The organism is Methylobacterium sp. AC690, from assembly GCF_979256535.1.
This window is the reverse complement of the sequence record NZ_CEEDOX010000017.1, coordinates 62463-85313: the sequence shown is the minus strand read 5'-3', so window position 1 is coordinate 85313 and position 22851 is coordinate 62463. Positions and strand designations below refer to the sequence as shown.

Here is a 22851-nt window from a genome sequence, read left to right as displayed (position 1 = left end):
TTCGGCCTATTCCTGCCCGCGCAGCAGCAGCGGTTCGGCGACCATCTTGATCGGCTTGCCGCGTCCGATCAGGATGGCGGCCCGTGAGCGCTCCGGATCATGCTCGAAGCGGGTCCGGACCCAGGCCACGAGGAATTTCAGGTATTCCGAGGCCAGCAACTTGGCGGAGGCGGGGTGATGCCACCAACGGTCGGCATCGAAGCCCTCCGCGATCACCGGATGGGGCACGACGCGGTCGGCTCCCACGAGCGCGTGGTCGAGTTCCACCATCGTGCGGGGCATGTGGTAGTTCGAGGTCACCACCGTCACGGTGCTGAAACGGTGCTGGCGCATCCAGCGACGGGTCTCGATGGCGTTGCCGATGGTGTTGCGCGCCCGATAGTCGAGGTCGACGCAGCAATCGATCCAGTGCCGCTGCGTCGGGTTGAGACGGGCGATCTCGTCGCGGCTGGTGCGCTCGTTGACACCCGTGATCAGCAGGCGTCGGCCGTAGCCGTTGGCGAGAAGGTCGATGGCGTCGCCGATGCGCTGCGCCCCGCCCGTGAGCGCCACGATGCCGTCGGCCCGGCCCTGCGGCACGCGCTCGTCCCGCTCCAGGCAGGCCACGAAGGTCAGGAAGCCGCAGAAGAGCGCGACGGCACCGGTGGCCGCGAGGCCGAGGGTGGCCTTGGCGGTCGGCCCGAGCCCGCTTCGCGCCGTGGATCCAGGGCCGGACGCATCCGGTTGCCGGCGCGCCGGGGCAGGCGCGCGGGATGCGGCGTCGGTCCAGGCCCATCCGAAAGCCTCGGAGGGCCTCATGGTGCCGCTGGCTGACATCCGCCTCGTCATTCCCCCAGAGAGTAGCCCCGATTGGGGCGTTCACGAGGCAAGTATCTCCGCCCCGAAAGGTTCATGAAGGGTTAACGGGATCGCCCGCTTCCGTGACAGGGCGCGCGCCGCTGTCGCGGGCCCCCGTTCCTCAGGCCAGGAACCGTCGCACGGTGAGGCGCGAGACGATGCCGGTGACCACCGACGCGATCACGCCGATGAGGAGCACGGCGGCGTAGCCGCGCCAGCCGATGTGGAAGGTGCCGAACAGCGCCTCGATTTCCTCCCCGGCCGGGCCGGAGCGCCAGTTGCGCGATACCAGCCCGGCCAGCGCGAAGGCCGCGATGGCCGCGCCCGAGCCGATGATGCCGCCGCGCAGGCCGAGGCCGAAGAACCGGCGCTGGAAGGCCCGGGCGATGAAGTCGTCGTTGGCGCCGACGAAGTGCAGGACCTCCACCACCTCCCGGTTGCCCGCCATGGCGCCGCGGGTCGCGAAGACCACGGCGAGGCCCGTCGCCACCAGCACCAGAAGGACGATGCCGACCCCGACGCCCACGAAGGTGTTGGCCGCCGTGGAGAGCCGACGCAGCCAGAGGGCGTGGTCGTCGAGGCTCGCCACCCCGGGCAGCGCCTCGCTGAGGGAACTGCGCAGGGGCTTGAGGTCCGGGGCCGTCTCGGCGAGCTTCAGGGTCACGAGCCGCGGCACCGGCAGGTCCGAGAGGTCGAGGCCGCTGCCGAGCCAGGGCTCGAGCAGGCGCTCGGCCTCGGCCTTCGAGAACACCCGCACGGCGGCGATGCCGGGCGTGGCCTTGGCCAGGCCCTCGGCCCGGGCGACGTCGGCATCGATGTCGCGCCCGGGGCTCGGACGCACCTGGATCGTCACTTCCTGGGCCACCGTGTCCTGCCACTGAACGGCGCTGGAGGCCACGATCTCGGCCGCGCCCGCGCAGAGCGCGGCGAGGAAGGTCAGGATCGCGATGACGGCGGCCAGGGCCCGGCTGGCCGCCGAGTCGGTCGGGACCAGGGGGGCGTTGCGGCGTAGGGTCGGGGGCAGGGGGGCCGCGCGCGACTCCGGCGGCGCCGGAGGCTTCACCGGTGGCCGGTCGTCGGTGCGGGGCGGCGGACGGTGTGCCGGCGCGGCGGATGGCGTGTCGGTCTCGTCCATCATGCCTCGACCGTCAGGCGTCCATCGCCGAGGACGAAGCGCCGGGCATCGACGAGGTCCATCAGGGCGAAGTCGTGGGTGGCGATGAGGACCGAGGTGCCCAGCCGGTTGAGTTCGATGAACAGGCGCAGCAGGCGGCGGCCGAGGCCGGGGTCGACATTGCCGGTGGGTTCGTCGGCCAGGAGCAGTTCCGGCCGGGCGATGAGCGCCCGGGCGATGGCGGCGCGCTGCTTCTCTCCGCCCGAGAGAAGGGGCGGCAGCACGTGCATGCGCTCGCCGAGGCCGACCCAGCGCAGGAGTTCGACGACCTCGGCCCGGTAACTCGTTTCCGACCGCCCCTGGACACGCAGGGGCAGCGCGACGTTCTCGTAGGTGGTGAGGTGGTCGAGCAGGCGGAAATCCTGGAAGACCACGCCCATGCGCCGCCGCAGGCCGGTCAGCGCTTCGCTGGAGATGTCACTGACTTCCTCGCCGAAGACCGACACGAGGCCGCGGGTGGGGCGCACCGACAGCAGAATCAGGCGCAGCAGGGTGGTCTTGCCCGCACCGGACGGTCCCGTGAGGAACTGGAACGAGCGCGGTGCGATCTGGAAGCTGACATCGCTCAGCACCTCCGGCCCGAGACCGTAGCGCATGCCGACGCTCTCGAACTGGACCACCGGCTCCTCGGCTCCGGAGAGGAGCGACTGCGTGTTCACCCGATCCGCCACGATCCCCCCAAGGTCCTGCCCAACCACGCCTGCCCGACCAAGACTGCGCAACCAAGACGGCCCAACCAGGACTGCCCTCGTGCGACGGCCCTCGTGCGACGGTCCTGCGCATCCCGCTTATAGGCCGCCCGCTTCACGGACGGTTAACCGTGTTGGCGGAGAACCGTTTGAGTCTTTTTGCCCCCGTCGGCAACCGTCCATCGAGATCCGAGGTCCACGGACGCCATGCTGATCGTCTGCCCGTCCTGTACCAGCGCGTACGAGATCGACGTGGACCGCGTCGGCGCGGACGGGCGCTCGGTGCGCTGCGCGGCCTGCCGCGAGACCTGGTTCATCTCCCCCGACGACGTCTCCGCCGCCCTCGAGGCCGAGATGACCGCGGCCATGATGGCCGCCTCCGAGCTCGGCCCCGACGCGGCGCAGAGCCGCGCCTCGGCCCAGGCCGATCTCGATGCCTGGGAGTCGGCCCTGGCCGCCGAACCCGAGCCCGATCCTTCGCCCTCAGAGACGCCGCGTCCGCGGGCCCGGGCCAAGCCCGCGAGGCCGAAGCGCAACGGCTTCTCCCTGGCCTCGCCCGGGGCCGCCCTCGGGCTCGCCGTGCTCGGCGGACTCGGTCTCGCCGTTCTTGGACGGGCCACGGTGGTGCGGGCGATGCCGCAGAGCGCCGGTCTCTATGCCCGGGTCGGATTTCCGGTGAACCTGCGTGGCGTCGAGTTCCGCGACGTCGTGGCATTCCAGAGCCCGGGGGAGGGCGCGCAGGGCCAGCTCGTGGTGGAGGGGGATCTCGTCGGCGTCGCCGCCGAGGCCGCGGTACCGCCGATCGAGGTGGAGGTCCGGGACGGGCGCGACCAGGCGCTCTATCGCTGGCGCATCGCGCCACCGCGCGCCGCCCTCGAGAAGAGCGAGACCGCGCGCTTCCGCGCGAGCCTGTCGGCGCCGCCGGCGCAGGGCCGCTCGGTCCGCGTGCATTTTGCCGCCGCCGAGGCGGGCGAGACCATGCCGAAGGCCGATGCCAGCGCCCCGGCCCCGTGATAAGGAACGCGGATGACCAGTGCTTCCCGACGCGTCCGCGTCCTCTTCGACGAAACCGCCATCGCCCGGCGCACCGAGGAACTCGCAGCGGCCATCGCCGCCGCCAATCCCGAGAACCTGCTCGTGGTGGCGGTGCTCAAGGGCAGCTTCATGTTCGCCGCCGACCTCCTGCGCGCCCTGCACCGGGTCGGGCTGGAGCCGCAGGCCGAGTTCGTCCACCTGTCGAGCTACCGCACCGCCACGGTCTCTTCGGGGCAGGTCGAGATCCTGCGCGACGTGGAGAGCGAGGTGCGCGGACGCGACGTCCTCCTGGTGGACGACATCCTCGAATCCGGCCGCACCATCGTGTTCGCCAAGGACCTGCTGATGGCGCGGGGCGCCAAGCGGGTGCTCACCGCCGTGCTTCTGGAGAAGCCCGGCAAGCGCGCCGTGACCATTGATGCGGATTTCGTCGGCTTCACCTGCCCGGACGTGTTCGTGGTCGGCTACGGCATGGATGTCGCCCATGCCTACCGCCAGCTGCCCTTCGTCGGCCTCGTCGATTACGAGAGCCGGGAGCCCGACCTGTTCGGCGGCACCTGAGACGCACCCGCTCACGATCCGCAGAATTTGCCGCGCGCGCGGAATTCGTCGTGCGTGCCGGAGAATATGAAACGATCTGGCTCTTAAAGGGCTTGCTGTGTCCGACGATCCCTTGACAGGGCGCGTCGGCGCTTGCGTGACTGAGCGCTCGGATCCGAGAGAGATACAGACGCACGATGGCCCGCATCCTCCTGGTGGATGACGAAGAGACGGTGCGGGGCTTCCTCAAGCGGGGCCTCGAGATCGACGGTCACGCCGTGGTCACGGCCACGGACGGCAGCGACGGCCTCGACCGGCTGACCGAGGCGGACGGCGCGTTCGACCTCATGCTCACCGACATCCGCATGCCGCTGATGGATGGGATCGCCCTGGCGCTCGCGGCCAAGCGCGACTTTCCCAATCTCACCATCCTGCTGATGACCGGCTTCGCCGACCAGCGCGAGCGTGCGCGGGGCCTCGATGCCATCGTGACCGACGTCCTGACGAAGCCGTTCTCCCTGGCCGACCTGCGCTCCACGGTAAATCGGGCGCTCGCCGCCTGAGACGCGCCGGGTCCGCCGCCTCGTACCCGGAATCCCGCGCATGATCCTCCATTCCGACAGTCACTTGCCCGACAGTCACCTGCCCGACATCCTCTCGGCCATCGGCGCCACGCCCCTGATCCGCCTGGCGCGCGCCTCCGAGGAGACCGGCTGCACCATCCTGGGCAAGGCGGAATTCCTGAATCCCGGCCTCTCGGTGAAGGATCGGGCGGCGCTCTCCATCGTGCGCGACGCCGAGGCAAGGGGCGCCATCCGGCCCGGCGGCACCATTGTAGAGGGCACGGCCGGCAATACCGGCATCGGTCTGGCGCTCGTGGCCTCGGTGCGCGGCTACCGCACGGTCATCGTGATCCCGGAGACGCAGTCGGCCGAGAAGAAGGAAACCCTGCGCCTGGCCGGCGCCCGCCTGGTGGAAGTGCCGGCGGTGCCGTTCGCCAACCCCAACAACTACGTTCACGCCGCCCGCCGGCTCGCCGAGCGCTTGGCCGAGACCGAACCGGCCGGAGCCTTCTTCGCCGACCAGTTCGACAACGTCGCCAACCGGCAGGCCCACGTGGAGACGACGGGCCCGGAGATCCTGGCGGCGACCGGTGGGGCGGTCGACGGCTTCATCTGTGCGGCCGGAACCGGCGGCACCCTCGCGGGGACCGCCGAGGCCCTGCGCGCCGCGCGCCCCGACGTGCGGATCGGCCTCGCCGACCCGGAGGGGTCCGCGCTGTACGCCCACTACACCACCGGCACCCTGAAGGCGGAGGGCTCGTCGATCACGGAGGGCATCGGCCAGGGACGGATCACCCGCAACCTCGCGGGCTTCGCCCCGGACGTCTCCTTTCGGATTCCCGATGCCGAGGCCCTCGAGATCGTCTTCCGGCTGATGCGGGAGGAGGGCCTGAGCCTCGGCGGGTCGTCGGGCATCAACGTCGCCGGGGCGATCCGGCTCGCCCGGGAACTCGGGCCGGGCCACACCGTCGTGACCATCCTGTGCGACGGCGCGGCGCGCTACGCCTCGAAGCTGTTCAACCCCGCTTTCCTGGCCAGGCGGGGCTTGCCGGTGCCGGATTGGCTGGGACCCGCATCGAATTCGCTGCCCGATTGGCGGGCCTGAAGTCGATCGGAGGAAAAACTCTGCCTTTGTGGGATTATGCCGCACGGACCGTTGAACGGAATCGCCACGGCGACGTTTGTACGGTCAAGCTCAAGCAATTCTGGTTGGGCGCGTGACGGAGTTCCCATCCATGACCCTGACGACCATTCTCCTCATCCTCCTGATCCTGATCGTGCTTGGCGGCGGTAACTTCCTCGGCGGCGGTGCTTACCGTGGACCGAGCTTCGGACTTGGCGGCCTGCTCGTCATCATCCTGATCGTCCTCCTCGTCACCGGGCGCATCTGACGATTCCGCTCACGGCTGGCACGTGACGGCCACCACCGCGCCCGCCAGGGCTGCGGCGGCTGCGCCCAGCGTGCCGGCCTCTTGGGGGCCGGCCCCGCTCGCGCCGGTTTCGCGCAGCGACGGGGCCCGGACGCCCGCCGCACCGAGAAAGGTCGCCAGCGCGGCCCCGGTCACGAGGCCGTAGCGCGCCGGCGGCACCACGCCCGCCACCTGCCGAGGCTGTGCCGAGACCGTCTGGACCAGGCCGACCACCGCGCCCGCGCGATCCAGGATCGGAGCGCCCCCCGCACCCGGCTGGAGCGGTGCCGTGATCCGTGCGCTCCCCACCGCCCCTCCTGTTCCCGCCTGATCCATGCCCGCCTGATCCATGCCTGCCTGATTCATGCCCGTCTGATCCATGCCTGCCTGTCCCGGCGCCACCGCGACGCCGCCCTCGCCATCGATGACGAGGGCCGCCACAGCCTCGCCCTCGGTCAGGCCGCGTCCGCGGACCGGCGGTGTGATCGCGGTCCGGCCCGCGAGGGGACCCGTTTCCAAGAGAATCAGATCGGCCGTGGCGCCGGCACCGACGCGCGCCGCTTGGCCCGCGACCAGGGGCACCCGGCATCCGGCCAGGGCCGCCGCGCTCGTCAGCACGCGCCCTGGCGCCACGAGGAGGCCGGTCGCAAGCGGCGCCGGACGGGTCCCGGGCAGGGGCGGCGGCGCGGGAGCCGGAACGGCGGTTGCCACCGGCGCCGCGACGGCGCCCGGAACCGCATCGGGGAAGGGCACGAAGCTGTTGGCGATGGCGATGGCGAGGCGGTCGACCTCGCCGGCCAGGGCCTTGTCGTAGCCGAGGGTGAGGCCGCGCAAGCCCGCTTCGCCGGCGGCGTAGCGGATGTAGGACTTCCCCGTCGCGGTCTCGGCGGTCACCACCAGGAAGTCGGGCCGCAGGAGCTTGTAGGTCACTCGCCGGTCGGGGCTCGGCGCCGTAACGCGTGCGAAGACCGCCTCGAGCCCTGTCTCGCCGGCGGGAGAGGACTTCGTCTCCAGGGTGATTCGTCCGTCGGCGCTCTGCCAGCGGGTGCCGCCCGGCTGCGCCGCGCGCTTCGGCAGCACGCGTTCGGGCACGCCGAGCACCACGCCGCTGGCCGGGTCCGGCTTGACGACGAAGCGGGCGGCTGCGCGCGCCGCCGCGCCCTCCCTCAGCAGCGCGGCGCGTCCGGTCGCGTCCGGCAGGCCGGTCCCGCCGCTGCGCTTCGCATAGGCCTGGAGCGCCTCGAAGCTGCGCCGCCCGAAGGTGCCGTTGACCACGCTGTTGTAGTCGCCGGTCCAGACCAGGGCGTCCTGCAGGCCCTTGCGCTCGCCTTCCGGCAAGGCCTCGAACACGGTCCGCGCCGCCTCGAAGGCCGGATCGGGCGCGGCCGGCTTCGTCCGCCCGGGAGCGGGTGCGGAGGGCGGGGCAGTGGATGGCAGGGGAGCGGCGGGTCCCTGGGCCGAAGCGGCCCCCGCCATCATCCCCAGCATGAAACCGGTTGCGCTCCAGATGGACCGATCGCGTCGCGTCATGGTCGGGTCGCGCCTCTCCGCGAGAACCTGTCCGGTGTGGCAGAGCCCGTGCCCGAATTCCAGGCCGTTGCGGGCCATGCGCGAAGTGCTACGGTTCCGTCGGGCGCACCGCATCGGCGTCCGGACGACGGGGTGGAAGCATGTCGGGATCAACCGGACACGGGCGCTCGCCCCGATCCGCGGTCGGCGTCTCGGGCATTCTGCAGGCCCTCGCGCTCGCCGGGCTGCTGGCGTTCCCCGCCTCCGTCCAGGCGCAGGCTCCCGCCCCCCGCGCCGCGGCCAAGGTTGTGCCTACGCCCTCCGCTTCCAAGGCGGGCGCTGCCAAGACAGGGGCTCCCAAGACCTTCGTGCGCGAGGACCTCGCCAGCGACGGCGTGCGCCTCGAGGCCACGCTGAAGAGCGAGGCCGGCGCGGCGAAGCCCGACGCGAAGGTCGCCGCCAAGGCCCGCGCCGAGGGCGAGGCCCTGATCGAGGCCGAGAAGCCGGCCGACGCCCTCAAGCCCCTCGGCCTCGCCGTGGCGGGCGAGCCCGGCGAGCCGGCCAACTGGCTCGCCTATGCCCGGGCGGCGAATACGGTCGGCAACGACGGTCGGACGGGCGACTATGCCAACCGCCTGCGCCTGCGCCGCAACGCCCGGGCCGCCGCCTACCAAGGCTACCTGCGGGCGGGCGCTGCGGCGGTCGAGGCCGCGGCGCTCGCCGTCCTCGGCGAAGTCTATGCGGCCGAGTCGGAGTGGCGCCCGTCGCTGGAGGCCTACCGCGCCAGCCTCGCCCTGGCCGACGACACGGAAGTGCGCGAGACCTATGAATCCCTGCGGGCCGAGCACGGCTTCCGCATCCTCAACTACACCGTCGATTCGGATGCCGCGGCCCCGCGCATCTGCTTCCAGTTCTCCGAAGGCATCGCGGCCAAGACCGATTTCACGCCCTACATCGCGGTCTCGGGTGCGGCCAACGCCGCCGTCACCGCCACCGGCCAGCAGGTCTGCGTCGATGGCCTCAAGCACGGTGAGCGCTATGCCTTCGTGGTGCGCTCCGGCCTGCCCTCGGCGGCCGGCGAGGGCCTGCTGAAATCGGCCGATTACGAGGTCTACGTCCGGGACCGCTCCCCCCAGGTCCGCTTCACGGGGCGCAACTACGTCCTGCCCCGCACGGGCCAAGCCGGCGTGCCCCTGGTCTCGGTGAACGCGGCCAAGATCGACGTCGAGGTGCTTCGGGTCGGCGACCGCGGCCTCCTGCCGTCCCTGCGGGCCGAGGACTTCCTATCCCAGCTCACCGGCGCCACCGCCCGCACCATCGCCGACCAGAAAGGCCAGCGCGTCTGGAAGGGCGTGCTCGACACGGCCAAGGCCGAGCTGAACCAGGAGGCCGTCACCGCCTTCCCGGTCCTTCAGGCGGTCGGCAAGCTCGAACCCGGCATCTACATCATGCTGGCCCAGGCCAGCGGGGCTTCCGCCGCGTCCGCCGACGAGGAGGGCGGCTACGAGACCCAGGCCACGCAATGGTTCGTGGTCTCGGATCTCGGCCTCACCGCCTTCAAGGGCCGTGACGGCGTCCACGTCTTCGCCCGCTCCCTGGCCTCGGCCGAGACCGTGCCCGGCGCCGAGATTCGGCTTGTGGCGCGCAACAACGAGGTCCTGGCCACGGCAAAGACCGACGGCCAAGGCCACGCCGCCTTCGCGTCGGGCCTCGCCCGCGGGGAGGGGGGCGCCGCACCGGGCCTCGTGGTGGCGCAGATCGGCGACGATTACGGCTTTCTCGATCTCGGCCAATCGGCCTTCGACCTCACGGATCGCGGCGTGAGGGGCCGGCCCCAGCCCGGCGCCGTCGAGGCCTACGTGTTTCCCGAGCGCGGGGTCTACCGCTCGGGCGAGACCGTGAACCTCACCGGGCTCCTGCGCGACGCCACCGGCCTCGCGGTGCCGGAAATTCCGCTCACCCTGGTGGTGAAGCGCCCGGACGGCGTCGAGTACCGGCGCGCCCCGCTGCCCGATGCAGGCCTCGGCGGGCGGGCCCTGGCGCTCCCCCTCCTGGCCGGCGCGCAGCACGGCACCTGGCGGGTGGCGGCCTATACCGACCCCAAGGCGCCCGCCATCGGCGAGGCGAGCTTCCTCGTGGAGGACTACGTCCCCGAGCGCCTGGAGGTGACCCTGGAGAGTGCGACGCCGAGCCTGACCCGGGGCGCGCCCGCCACCATCGACGTGGCCGCGCGCTACCTCTACGGCGCGCCGGGCGCCGGGCTCGAGGTCTCCGGCACCGTCCTGGTGCAGCAGGCCTCCGGCAGCGGCATCAAGGGGCTCGAGGGCTACTCCGTCGGCCTCGACGACGAGCGGGTGGAGGCCGCCTCGGCGGAGATCGACGCCCGTGCCACCACCGACGCGGCCGGCAAGGCCCGGCTCGTGGTGCCCGTGCAGGCGCTCGCCGCCCCACGCCCCACCGAGGCGAAGATCACCCTGCAGGTCGGCGAGCCCGGCGGGCGGGCGCTGAGCCGCAGCCTGACCCTGCCGATCCTGCCCCAGGGCCCGGTGCTCGCCATCCGCAAGGGGTTCGGCGGCGATCTGACCGAGGGCAGCGTCGCCGGCTTCGACGTGGTCATGGCCGCGCCCGACGGCCGACGCCTGTCGCAGGGGAACGTCGCCTGGACGCTCCAGCGCGTCGAGAAGACCTATCAATGGTACCGCGAGGGTGGGCGCTGGTCCTACGAGCCGGTCACCAGCACCCGCCGCATCGCCGACGGCCGCCTCGACCTGACGCCCGACGCGCCGGGCCGCGTCAGCGCCACGGTCAGCTACGGCACCTACCGGCTGGAGGCGAGCGTGCCGGGCCGCCCGGCCGCTACGGCGAGCGTGACCTTCACGGTGGGCTGGAGCGGTGGCGAGACCGCGGACGTGCCCGATCTCCTCGACCTGCGCCTGGACAAGGCGGCCTACGCCACCGGCGAGACCCTGCACGCGCGCCTGCAGCCGAAGTTCAAGGGACAGGCGACGCTGGCCGTCGTCAGCGACAAGCTGCACGCGCTCCTCACCGTCGACGTGCCGGCGGCCGGCGCCACCGTCGACATTCCCGTGAAGGCCGAGTGGGGCTCCGGCGCCTACCTCGTGGCCACCGCCTACCGGCCCCTGGACCAAGCGGCCAAGCGCCTGCCGGGCCGGGCGCTCGGCGTCGCATGGTTCGGGGTCGACCGGGACAGCCGCACCCTCGGGGTCACCCTGGAGGCGCCGGCCAAGACCCGCCCGCGCGAGACCCTGACCCTGCCGATCCAGCTCGCCGGCCTCAAATCCGGCGAGGAGGCCCGGGTCAGCGTGGCCCTCGTCGATGTCGGCATCCTCAACCTGACCCGCTACGAGGCGCCCAACCCCTTCGGCTATTTCTTCGGCCAGAAGGCGCTCGGCCCCGAGATCCGCGACCTCTACGGATACCTGATCGACGGCATGCAGGGGACGCTCGGCGCCATCCGCTCCGGCGGCGACGGCGGCGCGGCTGAACTCGCCGATTCGCCCCCGACCCAGGCACCGCTGGCGCTCTATTCCGGACCCGTCACGGTGGGGCGCGACGGCCGGGCCAGCGTCAGCTTTCCCCTGCCGGCCTTCAACGGCACGGCCCGGGTGATGGTGACCGCCTGGAGCCGCGCGAAGGTGGGGGCGGCCCAGGCCGACGTCGTCATCCGCGATCCCGTCGTGCTCACCGGCACCCTGCCGCGCTTCCTCAATGTCGGCGACCGCTCGCGCGTCCACGTCGCCCTCGACAACGTCGAGGGACAGGCGGGCGATTACACGGTGGAGCTCGACCTGGCCGGTTCCATCCTGGTCGGCGCCGAGGCGATGCACCGGACCCTGCGGCTGGAGACCGGGGCCAAGGGCGCCCTCGTCATTCCCATCACCGCCGCCGGGCCGGGCCTGTCACGGATCGACCTGACCCTGCGGGGGCCCGGCCTGCCCGAGGGCGTCGGTCAGAGCTTTGCCCTCACCATCGGTCCCGGCACGGGGGCGCTCGCCCGCCGCTCCCTGCAGGCGCTGGATCCCGGCGCGAGCCTGAAGCTCTCGGACGAACTCCTGGCCGACATCCTGCCCGGCACCGGCACGGTCTCGCTCTCCGCCTCGAATCTCGCCGGCATCGACGTCCCGGCGCTGCTCCAATCCCTCGACCGCTATCCCTACGGCTGCTCCGAGCAGACGGTGAGCCGGGCGATGCCGCTCCTCTACGTCAACCGCCTCGCCGCCCTCGACAAGCTGGGTCTCGACGACAAGGCCGACGAGCGTGTGCGGCAGGCCATCGAGCGGGTGCTCGGGCGCCAGAACGCGGCGGGCGATTTCGGCCTGTGGTCCACGGATTCCGCGAGCGACACCTGGCTCAACGCCTACGTGACCGACTTCCTGACCCGGGCCCGGGAGCGCGGGTTCGCCGTACCCCAGACCGCCTTCGCCAATGCTCTCGACCGCCTGCGCAACGCGGTCGCCAACACCACCGAGGTTGGTGAGGGCGGCATGGACATCGCCTACGCCGCCTACGTGCTCGCCCGTAACGGCCGGCCCGTGATGGGCGACCTGCGCTACCTCGCCGACACCAAGCTCGCGGCCTTCGCCACCCCGCTCGCGCGGGGCCAGATCGCGGCCGCCCTGGCGCTCCTCGGCGACCGTGGTCGGGCGGCGAAGGCCTTCGACGCTGCGATGGCCAGCGTCCGGGAGACGGCCGCGAGCCCGGCCTACCGGCCGGATTACGGCTCGCGCCTGCGCGACGGCGCCGGCCTCCTGGCGCTGGCCGCCGAGACGGGGCTCGCCCGCGACAGCATCCAGCCACTGGGCGCCCTCATCGCGGCCGAGCGGGCCGGCGGCCGGCCGACCAGCACCCAGGAAGAGGCCTGGATGGTGCTCGCCGCGGAGGGCCTGAGCGCGGACTCCGACAACCTCCGCTTCACCCTCGACGGCCAGCCCGTGAGCGGCGCCGTGGCGCGCAGCTACCGGGCTGGCGCCCTGGAGGCCCGGCCCGTCACCCTGGTCAATGCGGGCAGCCAGCCCGTGCAGGCCTTGGTCAGTGTCAGCGGCAATCCGATCGCGCCGGAGCCGGCCGAGGCGCGCGGCTACACGATCGAGCGGCGCTACCACCGCCTCGACGGCACCCCGGTCGACCTTGCGCAAGGGGTCCGCCAGAACGATCGCCTCGTGGTGGTGCTCACGGTGACCGAGGCCAAGGCCAGCGCCGGGCGTCTCCTCCTCGTTGACCGCCTGCCCGCCGGCCTGGAGATCGACAACCCGAAGCTCCTCGACGCCGACGCGCTCAGCGGGCTCGCCTTCGCCAAGTCGGAGGTGGCCCCCGTCCATACCGAGTTCCGCGATGACCGCTTCGTGGCGGCCTACGAGCGCAGCCCCGAGCAGTCGGCTTTCTTCCGGGTCGCCTACACGGTGCGGGCGGTCTCCCCCGGCACCTACGTCCACCCGGCCGCCACCATCGAGGACATGTATCGGCCGGAGCGCTTCGGTCGCACCGGCTTCGGTTCGATGACGGTGAGCGCGAAGTAGGATGGATCGTCCACGCGCTTCGCTGCCCCCCTCGGCGGAAGCGGGCGACCCGCGTCGCGGGTCGGGCGAGGGGACAACTGCTCCGGAGCCGGCGCAGACCGCCCCGGCCCGCGCCGCAGGGACCCGCTGCCGCAGGTGGGGGAGGGGGCTTGCTGGCCTTGTCCTGCTCCTCCTCGCCGCCCCGGTCGTTGCCCTCTGGCGCTTCGTCGACGCCCTGCCACCCCTCGACCTCGCTCCGGCCGGGCTCCGCTCGACGGTGGTGCTCGACCGGGACGGGCGGCTGCTGCGCCCCTTCGCCACCGCCGACGGGCGCTGGCGCCTGCCGGTGACCGGGGCCCAGGTCGATCCGCGCTTCCGCGCCATGCTCATGGCCTACGAGGACCGGCGCTTCGCGCATCATCCCGGCATCGATCCGGTGGCGACCCTTCGGGCCGCGGGGCAGTGGCTGGCGGCGGGCCGCATCGTCTCGGGCGGCTCGACCCTGTCGATGCAGGTGGCCCGCCTCGTCGAGCCGCGGGCCGAACGCTCGCTCGCCGCCAAGCTGCGCCAGATGGTGCGGGCGGTGCAGCTGGAGCAGCGGCTCGGCAAGGACGGTGTGCTCGACCTCTACCTGGCGCTCGCCCCCTATGGCGGCCCGGTGGAGGGTCTGCGGGCCGCCAGCCTCGCGTATTTCGGCCGCGAGCCGGCCCGGCTCTCCTTCGCCGAGAGCGCGCTTCTCGTAGCCTTGCCGCAGGCGCCGGAAGCCCGGCGGCCCGACCGCTTCCCCGAGGCGGCCCGGCGCGCCCGCGACCGGGTCCTCGCCATCGCCGCCGCACAGGGCGTCGTCACCCCGGCCGAGGCGGAGGCCGCGCGGACCGAGCCCGTGCCGTCGGCGCGGAAGCCCTTCCCGATGCTGGCCGCCCACGCGGCGGAGGCGGCTCACGCCGCCGACCCGGGCGCCCAGGCGATCCGCCTCACCCTCGACGGCCGCCTGCAGGCGAGCCTCGAAACCCTGGCCGCCGAGCGCGCGGCCGCCCAGGGCCCCGGGATCTCGGCCGCCCTCCTGGCACTCGACAACCGCACCGGCGCGGTTCTGGCCCAGGTCGGCAGCCCCGGCTACCTCGATGCGAGTCGCGCCGGCGCCATCGACATGACGGGCGCGATCCGCTCGCCGGGCTCCGCCCTCAAGCCCTTCATCTACGCGCTGGCCTTCGAGACCGGCCTCGCCCATCCCGAGACGCAGCTCGACGACCGGCCGGTGCGCTTTGCCGGAGCCTACGCCCCGGAGAATTTCGACCTGGGCTACCAGGGCAGCGTGACGGCGCGGCGCGCCCTCCAGCTCTCCCTGAACGTGCCGGCGGTGGATCTGCTGGAGGGGGTCGGCCCCGCCCGCCTCATCGCGCGCCTGCGGGCCGCCGGCGCCCGCATCGACCTGCCCCGCGACACCGCGCCGGGGCTGCCCGTGGCGCTGGGCGGCCTCGGGATCACCCTCACGGACCTCGCCCGCCTGTTCGCCGGCCTCGCCCGGCAAGGACTCGTGCCGAACCTCACCCGCCGCGTGGGCGAGGCGTCGGGCGGAGTATCGGGCGAGGGGACGGGCACGCCGCCGCAGGAGGCCCGCATCACGGAGGCCGTCGCCGCCTGGTACGTCGCCGACATCCTTCGGGGAGCGCCGCCGCCCGAGAACGCCCTGGCGGGCCGGATCGCCTACAAGACGGGCACCTCCTACGGCTACCGGGATGCCCTCGCGGTGGGGTTCGACCGGCGCGTCACCCTCGCGGTCTGGGTCGGGCGGCCGGACGGCAATGCGGTGCCGGGCCTCGTCGGTCGGGTGGTGGCGGCCCCGATCCTGTTCGATGCCTTCGCCCGCTTCGGCGGCGAGCCCGACCCCGTGCCGATGCCCCACGACGCCCTGGTGACCACCACGGCCGGCCTGCCGCCGCCCCTGCGCCATATCCGGCGCGACATCCCCAAGACCCTGTCGGCGGCATTGGGAGGCGCACTCAAGATCGCCTACCCGCCCGACGGCGCCCGCATCGATCTGGGCCTGTCGGAGCCCGAACCCGCTCCGGCGCCGAGCCTCGCCCTGAAGGCGCTCGGCGGCGTGCCGCCCCTGACCTGGATGGTCGACGGACTGCCGGTGGCGGGGGGCGCGCGCCGGCAATCGGCCTGGGCTCCGGACGGTGCCGGCTTCGCGCGGATCTCCGTGATGGATGCGACGGGCGCCAGCGACAGCGTCGTGGTACGCCTCGAGTGACGCCCCCGCCCGGGGTTCAAGCCGGAGAGCGGCCGGGCCCCTGGTCGGGCGGACGGCCGCCCCTACCTGCGAGCGGCAGAGCGAACCTTTGCCGTTGTCGGAGAACCTGCCCGTGGCCCATGAGGAATCCCGTTCGGGACGGCCGGCCCTGCGCCCGGCGGTGATGCTGGGCGCCCTCGGTATCGTCTACGGTGATATCGGCACCTCGCCCCTCTACGCCTTCAAGGAGGCGGTCCGCGCCGCGAGCGCCGGCGCCCCGCCGACCCCGGTCGCCGTCACGGGCGCCGTCTCGCTCATCCTCTGGTCGCTGATCCTGATCGTCTCCATCAAGTACGCCGTGCTGATCCTGCGCGCCGACAACCGCGGCGAGGGCGGCATCGTCGCCATGCTGGCGCTGCTCGGAGCCCGGAACGCCAAGCCCGGCTCCTGGGCCGGCATTCTCCTCGTGGTCGGCCTCGTGGGCGCCGCCCTCCTCTACGGCGACGGCGCGATCACGCCGGCGATCTCGGTGCTCAGCGCCGTGGAGGGCCTGAAGGTCGAGGCACCGGCCCTTTCCCGCTTCGTCGTGCCGATCACGGTGGTGATCCTGGTCGGGCTGTTCCTGGTCCAGAGCCGGGGTGTGGCCTTCATCGGCCGCATCTTCGGCCCGGTGATGTTCGTCTGGTTCATCGTGCTGGCGCTGCTCGGTCTCGGCGGCATCTGGCACGCGCCGCAGATTCTCGCTGCGCTCAACCCGCTCAAGGCCGTCGAATTCCTGACGCATGCCGGATGGCACGTCAGCTTCGCCATGCTGGGCGCGGCCTTCCTCGCGGTCACCGGCGGCGAGGCGATGTATGCCGATCTCGGGCATTTCGGGGCCGGGCCGATCCGCGCCTCCTGGTTCGGCCTCGTGCTGCCGGCCCTGGTGATCCACTATTTCGGACAGGGCGCGCTGCTGCTGGTCGAGCCCGACGCCATCGAGAACCCGTTCTATCGCCTGAGTCCCGACTGGGCGCATTATCCGCTGATCGGCCTCGCCACGGTCGCCACCGTGATCGCCTCGCAATCGATCATCTCGGGTGCGTTCTCGCTCACCCAGCAATCGATCCAGCTCGGCTTCCTGCCGCCGATGCGGGTGGTCCACACTGCCCGGCACGAGCGCGGACAGATCTACGTGCCGATGGTGAACTGGCTGCTCGCCGCCGCGACCTTGAGCGCCGTCCTGGTCTTCGGTTCCTCGGATGCCCTGGCCGGCGCCTACGGCATCGCCGTCGCCTCCCTGATGGCGATCACCACCCTGCTCGCCGCCCTGGTGGCGCTGAAATGGGGCTACAACCCCGTGGCCGTGCTGGCGGTGAACGGGTTCTTCCTCCTCATCGACTTCGTGTTCCTCGGGGCCAACACGGTGAAGCTGTTCGAGGGCGGCTGGTTTCCCCTGATGCTGGCAGCCCTCGTGGCGTTCCTGATGCTCACCTGGCGCAAGGGCAACCAGCTCGTCGAGTCGGCCCGGGTCGCCCTGCGCCAGCCCGAGGTCGAATTCCTCGATCAGCTCCGGCGCGATCCGCCGATCGTCCTGCCGGGCAACGCCGCCTTCCTGTCCTCGGCCACCAGCGCCATTCCCCTGCACCTGTCCCGCTTCGTCGCGCGCAGCCATGCCCTCCACAAGCGCATCCTCATCGTCACCGCCCGCTACGAGGAGGAGCCGACCGTCACCCGCGACCAGCGCGCCGAGGTCATCGTGATCACGCCCGACATCACCCGCGTGATCCTGCGCTACGGCTTCATGGAGGATGCCTCGGTGCCCGACGGCCTGCGCTGCGCCGTGGAGGCCAAGCGCCTGCCGGCCGAATGCCTCGAGGATCTCACGATCTTCATCGGGCACGAGACCATCATCCCGAAGAGCGACCAGCGCGGCATGGCGACCTGGAGGGAGGAGATCTACGCGTTCCTCCTGCGCAATGCGGAGCGCACCGGCGCGCATTTCTGCGTTCCGACGCGGCAACTGGTCGAGGTCGGCACCGAGATCGAGATCTGAGCCGGGCGCGGGCCATCAACTCTCGCGCAGACAGTGCCGTATGGCCTTGCGGGCAGCGCTCCGGGTGTCGCACAAGGAGGCCACGCGGGCGGGCGGCCCGGCCGCGCTGGATCCGGGACGTGTAGCGTAGCGATGACCGAACTGGCGCCGAAGGCCCTGGCGATCCGCCTGCGGCAGCAGGCGATCCTCTCCGATTTCGGGGTCGAGGCCCTGCGGGCCACCGAGCTGCTGCCCCTGCTCCAGCGCGCCACCGAACTCTGCGCCGAGGGCATGGAGGCGCAGTTCTGCAAGGCCCTGGAATACAAGCCTCACCAGGACTGCCTCCTCGTCTGCGCCGGTGTGGGCTGGGCCGAGGACGCGGTGGGCACCACCATCATCGGCGCCGACCTCGCCTCGCCGGCGGGGTATGCCCTGAAGACCGGCCGGCCCGTGATCTCGAACCACCTCGAGAACGAGACGCGCTTCCGCACCCCGAAGCTGATGGCCGACCACGGCATCCGCCGGGCGATCAACGTGCTCATCGCCAACCGCGACGGCAATTACGGCGTGCTGGAGGTGGACGACACCCGCGAGGGCCAGTTCGAGGAGGCCGACATCGCCTTCATGCAGGGGTTCGCCAACCTCGTCGGCGGCGCCATCGAGCGCCAGCGGGCCGAAGCACGGCTGAAGGCAGCCCTGGAGCGCCAGGAGCTCCTGTCCCGGGAGATGAGCCACCGGGTGAAGAACAGCCTCGCGGTGGTGGCGGGCTTCCTGGGTCTGCAGGCCCGGGGCTCCGACAACGACGACGTGAAGAGCGCCCTCGCCGATGCCCGCACCCGGGTCGAGGCGGTGGCCCAGGTGCACGACCAGCTCTGGCGCCAGCCGAGCCTCGAAGCGATCGACGTCGCGGGCTTCCTCGAGGCTCTCTGCGCCAAGCTGCAGGAGAGCGCACCGCGCCACCGCCTCGTCTGCCACGCGGCCCGGATGAACATTCCCGCCGACCTCGCGATCCCCCTCGGCCTCTTCGTCAACGAGCTCGTCACCAACGCGATCAAGTACGCCTACGCGGACGGTGAGGGCGAGATCCGGGTCGAGGCCCGTCCCGACGATGCGGGCGGCCTGATCCTCGCGGTGGAGGATGACGGTGCCGGGCTGCCGGACGGGTTCGATCCCACGGCGGCGCGCAGTGCCAGCCTCGGCATGCGCATCATCAACAGTCTCGCCCGCCAGCTCGGGGGCGCCCTCGCGGTCGCCCCGGATGTGCAGGGCGCGCACTTCTCCCTGCGGGTGGGACCCGTGGCGTGAGGCGGTGCGCCCGAGAAGGGACTTCCCCGTCCGCGCCTCAGGTCTCGGCCCGCGGCGTCGCGTTCATCTCGGCCCAGTCGAACTCCTCCTCCAGCACGTAGTAGGCGTCGTCGCCGATATCGCCCGAGCGGCGCAGGGCCAGCACCCGGTCGCGGGCCGCCTCGATGGCGCGCCGGCGGGCGGCATCGGCGGGCAGCGTCTCGGAGGCGAAGCCGGTGTCGCGGGCCTCGGCCTGCTCCAGAGCGATGCGGAACTCCTCGCGCAGGGCCTCGGAGGGGGCATCCTCGGCATCTTCCAGGGTCTTCAGGGCGGCCCGGTAGGCTTCGGTCCGGCCGTGCCCGACCTCGCGCCCGACGGGATCGTTGTCCTCCAAGCCGAGCCGGCCGAGCAGCAGGCGCAGGGTCAGGCCCTGAACCGTCAGCGTGCCGATGATGACGCAGAAGGCGGTGAGCACGATGAGGTCGCGATAGGGAAAGCCCGGATCGCCATCGGGTAGGGCCAGGGCCGTCGCGATGGTGACGATCCCCCGCATGCCCGCCCAGGATACCGCGATTCCGGCCGAGAGGCCGCGGTCGCGGGTCTCGGTCCCGTCGGCTCCCAGGCGGGCGAGGTGGGCCGTGGGCAGGACCCAGAGGAAGCGCACCACCACCACGGTGAGGAACACCGCCGCGCCGACCAGCGCGTAGGAGATCTGCTGCTCCCGGGTCAGGCGCTCCAGGATCGGACCGATCTGCAGGCCGATCAGCACGAAGGCGAGCACGTTGAGCACGAACACCGCCGTATCCCAGACCGCGTAGGAGACGATGCGGGTCCGCGGCGGGGTGTGGCCCGGGGCGATCCGCGCCACCGTGATGGCGAAGGTGACCACGGTGAGCACCCCGGACAGGTGGACGTGCTCCGCCCCGATCCAGATGCCGAAGGCGGCCACGAACTGCAGCACGATGACGCTCGGCGCGTCGGCCACGGGGCGCGTCGCGGCGCTGTAGAGGAGGGCGAGGACCGGCCCGGCGACGAGGCTGCCGAGGATGCCGACGACGAAGGTCGGCCCGATTTCGGCGGCCGAGAAGGTGCCGGACACCGCCGCCGTGACCCCGAGGCGGTAGATCAGCAGGGAGCCCGCATCGTTGAGGAGGCTCTCGCCGCGCAGGATCGTGGTGAGGCGGTGCGGCAGGGAGACGTGGCGCAGCACCGAGAGGGCCGCCACGGCGTCGGGGGGCGCCACCACCGCGCCGAGGACGATACAGGCGGCCCAGGGCATGTCCGGCACGAGCCACTTCACCACCACGGCCACGGCGGCCGTGGTCGCCACCACCGCCCCGAAGGCGAGGCCGGCGATCGGGCGCCAGTGGGTCCGCAGGTCCCGCACCGAGGTGTCGTAGCCGGCATCGAGGAGGACGGGCGCCAGGAACAGGGCCAGCGCCAGCTCCGGGTCGAGCACGAGGTTCGGCACGGCCGGGATGAAGGCGAGGCCGATCCCACCCAGCGCCAGGAAGACCGGATAGGGGGCCCCCACCCGGCGGGCGAGCCCGGCCAGGAGCACGGCGCCGAGAAGGACGCCGACCGTCCATTGGAAGATCATCATGTCGAGGGGAACGCACCATCACGGCGCCGGGATCAATCGCCCCGGCACGAAACCCGGCGCCGCCGGTCAGCCCTGCGCGAGGGTGACGGCCAGCTCCGGCTTGTGGTTCAGGGTCTGGAACACGACGCAGTAGCGTTCGGTCAGCTTCAGGAGCTGGTCGAGCTTGTCCTGGGGGGCGTCGGTGTCGAGGGCGAAGGCGAGGCGGATCGTGCGGAAGCCCACGGGCGCCGCCTTGTCGACCCCCAGGGTGCCGCGGAAGTCGAGGTCGCCCTCGGCGCTCACCGTGCCGGACCGGAGCTCGACGCCGATCGCGGTGGCCACCGCCTTCAGGGTGACGCCGGCGCAGGCCACCAGGGCTTCGAGCAGCATGTCCCCCGAGCACAGCTCGGCACCGGAGCCGCCGGTGGCCGGGTGCAGGCCTGCCACCGCCAGGGCGCGTCCGGTCTCGACCTTGCAGGCGATCGCCGTGTCGTCGAGGCTGCCCCGGGCCCGCAGGGTCACCACGGCCGAGTCCGGGGCGTTGCGGTAGCGGTCCTTGATCGGGGCCTGGAGCGAGCGCAGGGTATCGGCGTCCATGGGCGTTTCCTTCTCCCGTCTTCCGGTTCTTCTTCTCCGGTCCTATCTAGGGCGCCCCGTCGGCGCGGCGAATGCGGACGGGGGTGAACGAACCTCGCGCCGGTCCGCGGGGTGCCCTATCTGAGGGCGTCGGCGGGGCCCTCGTCCTCCGGCCCCGTCCTGTCAGGAGAGTCCATGCGTCGTCCCAGCGTGAGTGCAGCCGCCCTGAGGGTGCGGATGGCCTTCCCCGGCATCGCCGTCGGTCTCGTCCTGTTCGCGACCGGAGCGGGGGCCGCCACGCCGATCACCCTCGCCAACCACCGGGCCGTCTACGATCTCTCCCTCGCCGAGAGCAGCGGCACGCGGGCGGTGGAGAGCGCGCGGGGGCGCATCGTCATCGATTTCACCGGGGATGCCTGCAAGGGCTACACGATGCAGACCCGCCAGGTGACGGTCCTGGAGAGCGGCGAGACCGGCAGCCGCACCTCGGACCTGCGCAACAGCACCTTCGAGAGCGGGGACGGGCGCAGCTACCGCTTCAAGACCAGCACGGTGCTCAACGGCACGCCCGGCCAGGCGGTGGACGGCACAGCCGAGGCAGGCGCCGACCTGCTGAAGGTCAAGCTGAAGGAGCCCAAGCGCGACCAATTCCAGGACGCGGGCGAGGTCCTCTTTCCCACGGTGCACATGCGGCGCCTGATCCAGGCGGCCCGCGACGGACAGACCACCGTCTCCGTCAAGGTGTTCGACGGCTCCGACGATGGGCACAAGGTTTATGACACCCTCGCGGTCATCGGCCGTCAGGTCCCGGCACCGGCGGCCTCCGACAAGGCGGCCGAGCGCGACAAGCCCCTGCGGGACGGGCCGATGGCGACCGTACCGCGCTGGCCCGTCACATTGAGCTACTACATTCCCGGCGAGGGCGAGCGCACGCCGATCTACGTCCTCAGCTTCGACCTCTACGAGAACGGCGTCAGCGGCGCGCTGCGGCTCAACTACGGCGAATTCGCCGTGGTCGGCGACCTCACCCGCCTCGACACCCTGCCGTCGAGCACCGACTGCCATCCCTAGCCCATCCGACCGGGTCTGCGGCGGGTCCGCACCGATGCGGCGGGCAAGATGTCCGAGCACGGACTTCTGCACGGAAATTGTGCATCCCGGGCCTTCCGGGGAGCCGTTGAATCAAATTCTCGACGTTCGGGTAAAGGAATGTCGGGAAGCGCCCCGTTCTATGACATCCGCAACCTCAGGATGGTCATGGGCGAATCCATCACAGCAACGCAGACGAGACTGATCCTGCCTGCGCTCTGCTGGAGCCGGTACCGCGCCGATTTCTATGCCGTCACCGCCGATCTCTCCGTCACGGGTCTTCGCTTCCGTTCGTCCGTTGTGCCGTCTCTGGGCGAAATCCTGTCCTGCAGCATTCGGCATGCGGGCTCGATGGAGGCCCAGGTCATCGAGGGCGGCAAGGAGCAGTTCGTCACGCGGGTGATCCGCGCCGAGGCCCCGCTGCCCGTCATCGTGCGTCGCCTGCTCGACCTCGCCGCCGAGCAGAACGGCGCCGAGGTGCCCCAGCGCGTCCATCCGCGCTTCGTGCCGGATTCGCCCGACATCCTCGTCACGATGTCCTGCGGCACCCGGATCCCGGCCCGCCTCCTCAACGTCTCGGCCTCGGGCGCGGCCGTGCGGATCGATATCCGCTTGGAGCCCGGCACGCAGATCACCCTGGGTCGAACGCCGGCAACGGTCGCGCGCTGCTTCGACGACGGCATCGGCGCGGCGTTCCTCCAGCCCCTGCCGGCGGAGGATCTCGGCCCCCACGTCCTGTTGTGACGGGGTAGGTCGCTCGCGGGATGCGGGATCTCTCCGGTCTGTCCGAGGGCGGTC

General features: G+C 72.0%; 17 protein-coding genes. 11 read left to right on the top strand and 6 right to left on the bottom strand.

The genetic code is table 11. The annotated features are described in order from the left end of the window. Positions 1-6 precede the first annotated feature (6 nt). From AC0IY1_RS19560 to ftsE, 3 genes are all read right to left on the bottom strand, one after another. Positions 7-816: a YdcF family protein gene (locus tag AC0IY1_RS19560; RefSeq protein ID WP_055946859.1), complete on the bottom strand. Its 810-nt coding sequence runs from the start codon at positions 814-816 to the stop codon at positions 7-9. A 142-nt stretch (positions 817-958) separates the two neighbouring features. Beyond that, positions 959-1975 carry a cell division protein FtsX gene (locus tag AC0IY1_RS19555; RefSeq protein ID WP_471771692.1) on the bottom strand — a complete coding sequence of 339 codons (1017 nt, stop codon included), beginning with the start codon at positions 1973-1975 and terminating at the stop codon, positions 959-961. Next, positions 1972-2670 carry a cell division ATP-binding protein FtsE gene (gene ftsE, locus AC0IY1_RS19550; protein ID WP_181259686.1) on the bottom strand — a complete coding sequence of 233 codons (699 nt, stop codon included), beginning with the start codon at positions 2668-2670 and terminating at the stop codon, positions 1972-1974. The genes AC0IY1_RS19555 and ftsE overlap by 4 nt, the downstream gene beginning before the upstream one ends. 237 nt (positions 2671-2907) lie before the next feature. Here ftsE and AC0IY1_RS19545 point away from each other — a divergent pair, with 237 nt between their 5' ends. From AC0IY1_RS19545 to AC0IY1_RS19525, 5 genes are all read left to right on the top strand, one after another. Then, positions 2908-3714 (top strand): zinc-ribbon domain-containing protein, encoded by an 807-nt coding sequence (locus tag AC0IY1_RS19545; protein WP_471771690.1) that lies wholly within the window; start codon positions 2908-2910, stop codon positions 3712-3714. A gap of 12 nt (positions 3715-3726) precedes the next feature. Then, positions 3727-4296, top strand: coding sequence for a hypoxanthine phosphoribosyltransferase (hpt, locus tag AC0IY1_RS19540; protein ID WP_055946865.1), 570 nt, complete (start codon positions 3727-3729; stop codon positions 4294-4296). Between the two features lie 176 nt (positions 4297-4472). After that, the gene (locus AC0IY1_RS19535; RefSeq protein ID WP_055946868.1) at positions 4473-4838 is read left to right on the top strand and encodes a response regulator; all 366 of its coding nucleotides are present in this window, start codon (positions 4473-4475) and stop codon (positions 4836-4838) included. A 40-nt stretch (positions 4839-4878) separates the two neighbouring features. Beyond that, positions 4879-5943 (top strand): cysteine synthase A, encoded by a 1065-nt coding sequence (locus AC0IY1_RS19530; protein WP_471771688.1) that lies wholly within the window; start codon positions 4879-4881, stop codon positions 5941-5943. Between the two features lie 130 nt (positions 5944-6073). Next, entirely contained in the window at positions 6074-6229 is a 156-nt protein-coding gene (locus AC0IY1_RS19525; protein ID WP_103708171.1) for a DUF3309 domain-containing protein, read from the top strand. A gap of 9 nt (positions 6230-6238) precedes the next feature. On the opposite strand, the gene AC0IY1_RS19520 is transcribed toward AC0IY1_RS19525, so the two are convergent. Beyond that, on the bottom strand, positions 6239-7855 hold the full coding sequence (locus tag AC0IY1_RS19520; protein ID WP_471771687.1) for a serine protease: 1617 nt from the start codon (positions 7853-7855) through the stop codon (positions 6239-6241). Positions 7856-7917: 62 nt separating this feature from the next. On the opposite strand from AC0IY1_RS19520, the gene AC0IY1_RS19515 reads away from it, so the two are divergent. The 4 genes from AC0IY1_RS19515 (at position 7918) to AC0IY1_RS19500 (ending at position 18827) form a co-directional block, all read left to right on the top strand. After that, complete coding sequence (locus tag AC0IY1_RS19515; RefSeq protein ID WP_471771686.1) at positions 7918-13293, top strand: alpha-2-macroglobulin family protein; 5376 nt, start codon at positions 7918-7920, stop codon at positions 13291-13293. Position 13294: 1 nt separating this feature from the next. Beyond that, the gene (pbpC, locus tag AC0IY1_RS19510) at positions 13295-15529 is read left to right on the top strand and encodes a penicillin-binding protein 1C (RefSeq protein ID WP_471771684.1); all 2235 of its coding nucleotides are present in this window, start codon (positions 13295-13297) and stop codon (positions 15527-15529) included. 163 nt (positions 15530-15692) lie between these two features. Next, positions 15693-17543, top strand: coding sequence for a potassium transporter Kup (locus tag AC0IY1_RS19505; RefSeq protein WP_471771754.1), 1851 nt, complete (start codon positions 15693-15695; stop codon positions 17541-17543). A 132-nt stretch (positions 17544-17675) separates the two neighbouring features. Continuing rightward, positions 17676-18827: a sensor histidine kinase gene (locus AC0IY1_RS19500; RefSeq protein WP_471771682.1), complete on the top strand. Its 1152-nt coding sequence runs from the start codon at positions 17676-17678 to the stop codon at positions 18825-18827. 37 nt (positions 18828-18864) lie between these two features. On the opposite strand, the gene AC0IY1_RS19495 is transcribed toward AC0IY1_RS19500, so the two are convergent. Both AC0IY1_RS19495 and AC0IY1_RS19490 read right to left on the bottom strand, forming a co-directional pair. Continuing rightward, complete coding sequence (locus AC0IY1_RS19495) at positions 18865-20409, bottom strand: cation:proton antiporter (protein WP_055946874.1); 1545 nt, start codon at positions 20407-20409, stop codon at positions 18865-18867. A 66-nt stretch (positions 20410-20475) separates the two neighbouring features. Then, positions 20476-20985 (bottom strand): OsmC family protein, encoded by a 510-nt coding sequence (locus AC0IY1_RS19490; protein WP_471771681.1) that lies wholly within the window; start codon positions 20983-20985, stop codon positions 20476-20478. Positions 20986-21159: 174 nt separating this feature from the next. Between AC0IY1_RS19490 and AC0IY1_RS19485 the strand changes: the two genes are divergently transcribed. Together AC0IY1_RS19485 and AC0IY1_RS19480 are read left to right on the top strand one after the other, a co-directional pair. Continuing rightward, entirely contained in the window at positions 21160-22035 is an 876-nt protein-coding gene (locus AC0IY1_RS19485) for a cell envelope integrity EipB family protein (protein WP_471771679.1), read from the top strand. Between the two features lie 186 nt (positions 22036-22221). Beyond that, the gene (locus AC0IY1_RS19480) at positions 22222-22797 is read left to right on the top strand and encodes a PilZ domain-containing protein (RefSeq protein WP_471771678.1); all 576 of its coding nucleotides are present in this window, start codon (positions 22222-22224) and stop codon (positions 22795-22797) included. The last annotated feature ends 54 nt before the right edge of the window (positions 22798-22851 follow it).

Coding starts and splice junctions, on each gene's coding strand:
- AC0IY1_RS19505 (WP_471771754.1), top strand. CDS start 15,693: ATGCTGGGCGCCCTCGGTATCGTCTACGGTGATATCGGCACCTCGCCC.
- AC0IY1_RS19500 (WP_471771682.1), top strand. CDS start 17,676: ATGACCGAACTGGCGCCGAAGGCCCTGGCGATCCGCCTGCGGCAGCAG.
- pbpC (WP_471771684.1), top strand. CDS start 13,295: ATGGATCGTCCACGCGCTTCGCTGCCCCCCTCGGCGGAAGCGGGCGAC.
- AC0IY1_RS19495 (WP_055946874.1), bottom strand. CDS start 20,409: ATGATGATCTTCCAATGGACGGTCGGCGTCCTTCTCGGCGCCGTGCTC.
- AC0IY1_RS19545 (WP_471771690.1), top strand. CDS start 2,908: ATGCTGATCGTCTGCCCGTCCTGTACCAGCGCGTACGAGATCGACGTG.
- AC0IY1_RS19560 (WP_055946859.1), bottom strand. CDS start 816: ATGTCAGCCAGCGGCACCATGAGGCCCTCCGAGGCTTTCGGATGGGCC.
- AC0IY1_RS19555 (WP_471771692.1), bottom strand. CDS start 1,975: ATGATGGACGAGACCGACACGCCATCCGCCGCGCCGGCACACCGTCCG.
- AC0IY1_RS19530 (WP_471771688.1), top strand. CDS start 4,879: ATGATCCTCCATTCCGACAGTCACTTGCCCGACAGTCACCTGCCCGAC.
- AC0IY1_RS19480 (WP_471771678.1), top strand. CDS start 22,222: ATGGGCGAATCCATCACAGCAACGCAGACGAGACTGATCCTGCCTGCG.
- AC0IY1_RS19535 (WP_055946868.1), top strand. CDS start 4,473: ATGGCCCGCATCCTCCTGGTGGATGACGAAGAGACGGTGCGGGGCTTC.
- hpt (WP_055946865.1), top strand. CDS start 3,727: ATGACCAGTGCTTCCCGACGCGTCCGCGTCCTCTTCGACGAAACCGCC.
- AC0IY1_RS19485 (WP_471771679.1), top strand. CDS start 21,160: ATGCGTCGTCCCAGCGTGAGTGCAGCCGCCCTGAGGGTGCGGATGGCC.
- AC0IY1_RS19515 (WP_471771686.1), top strand. CDS start 7,918: ATGTCGGGATCAACCGGACACGGGCGCTCGCCCCGATCCGCGGTCGGC.
- AC0IY1_RS19525 (WP_103708171.1), top strand. CDS start 6,074: ATGACCCTGACGACCATTCTCCTCATCCTCCTGATCCTGATCGTGCTT.
- AC0IY1_RS19490 (WP_471771681.1), bottom strand. CDS start 20,985: ATGGACGCCGATACCCTGCGCTCGCTCCAGGCCCCGATCAAGGACCGC.
- AC0IY1_RS19520 (WP_471771687.1), bottom strand. CDS start 7,855: ATGGCCCGCAACGGCCTGGAATTCGGGCACGGGCTCTGCCACACCGGA.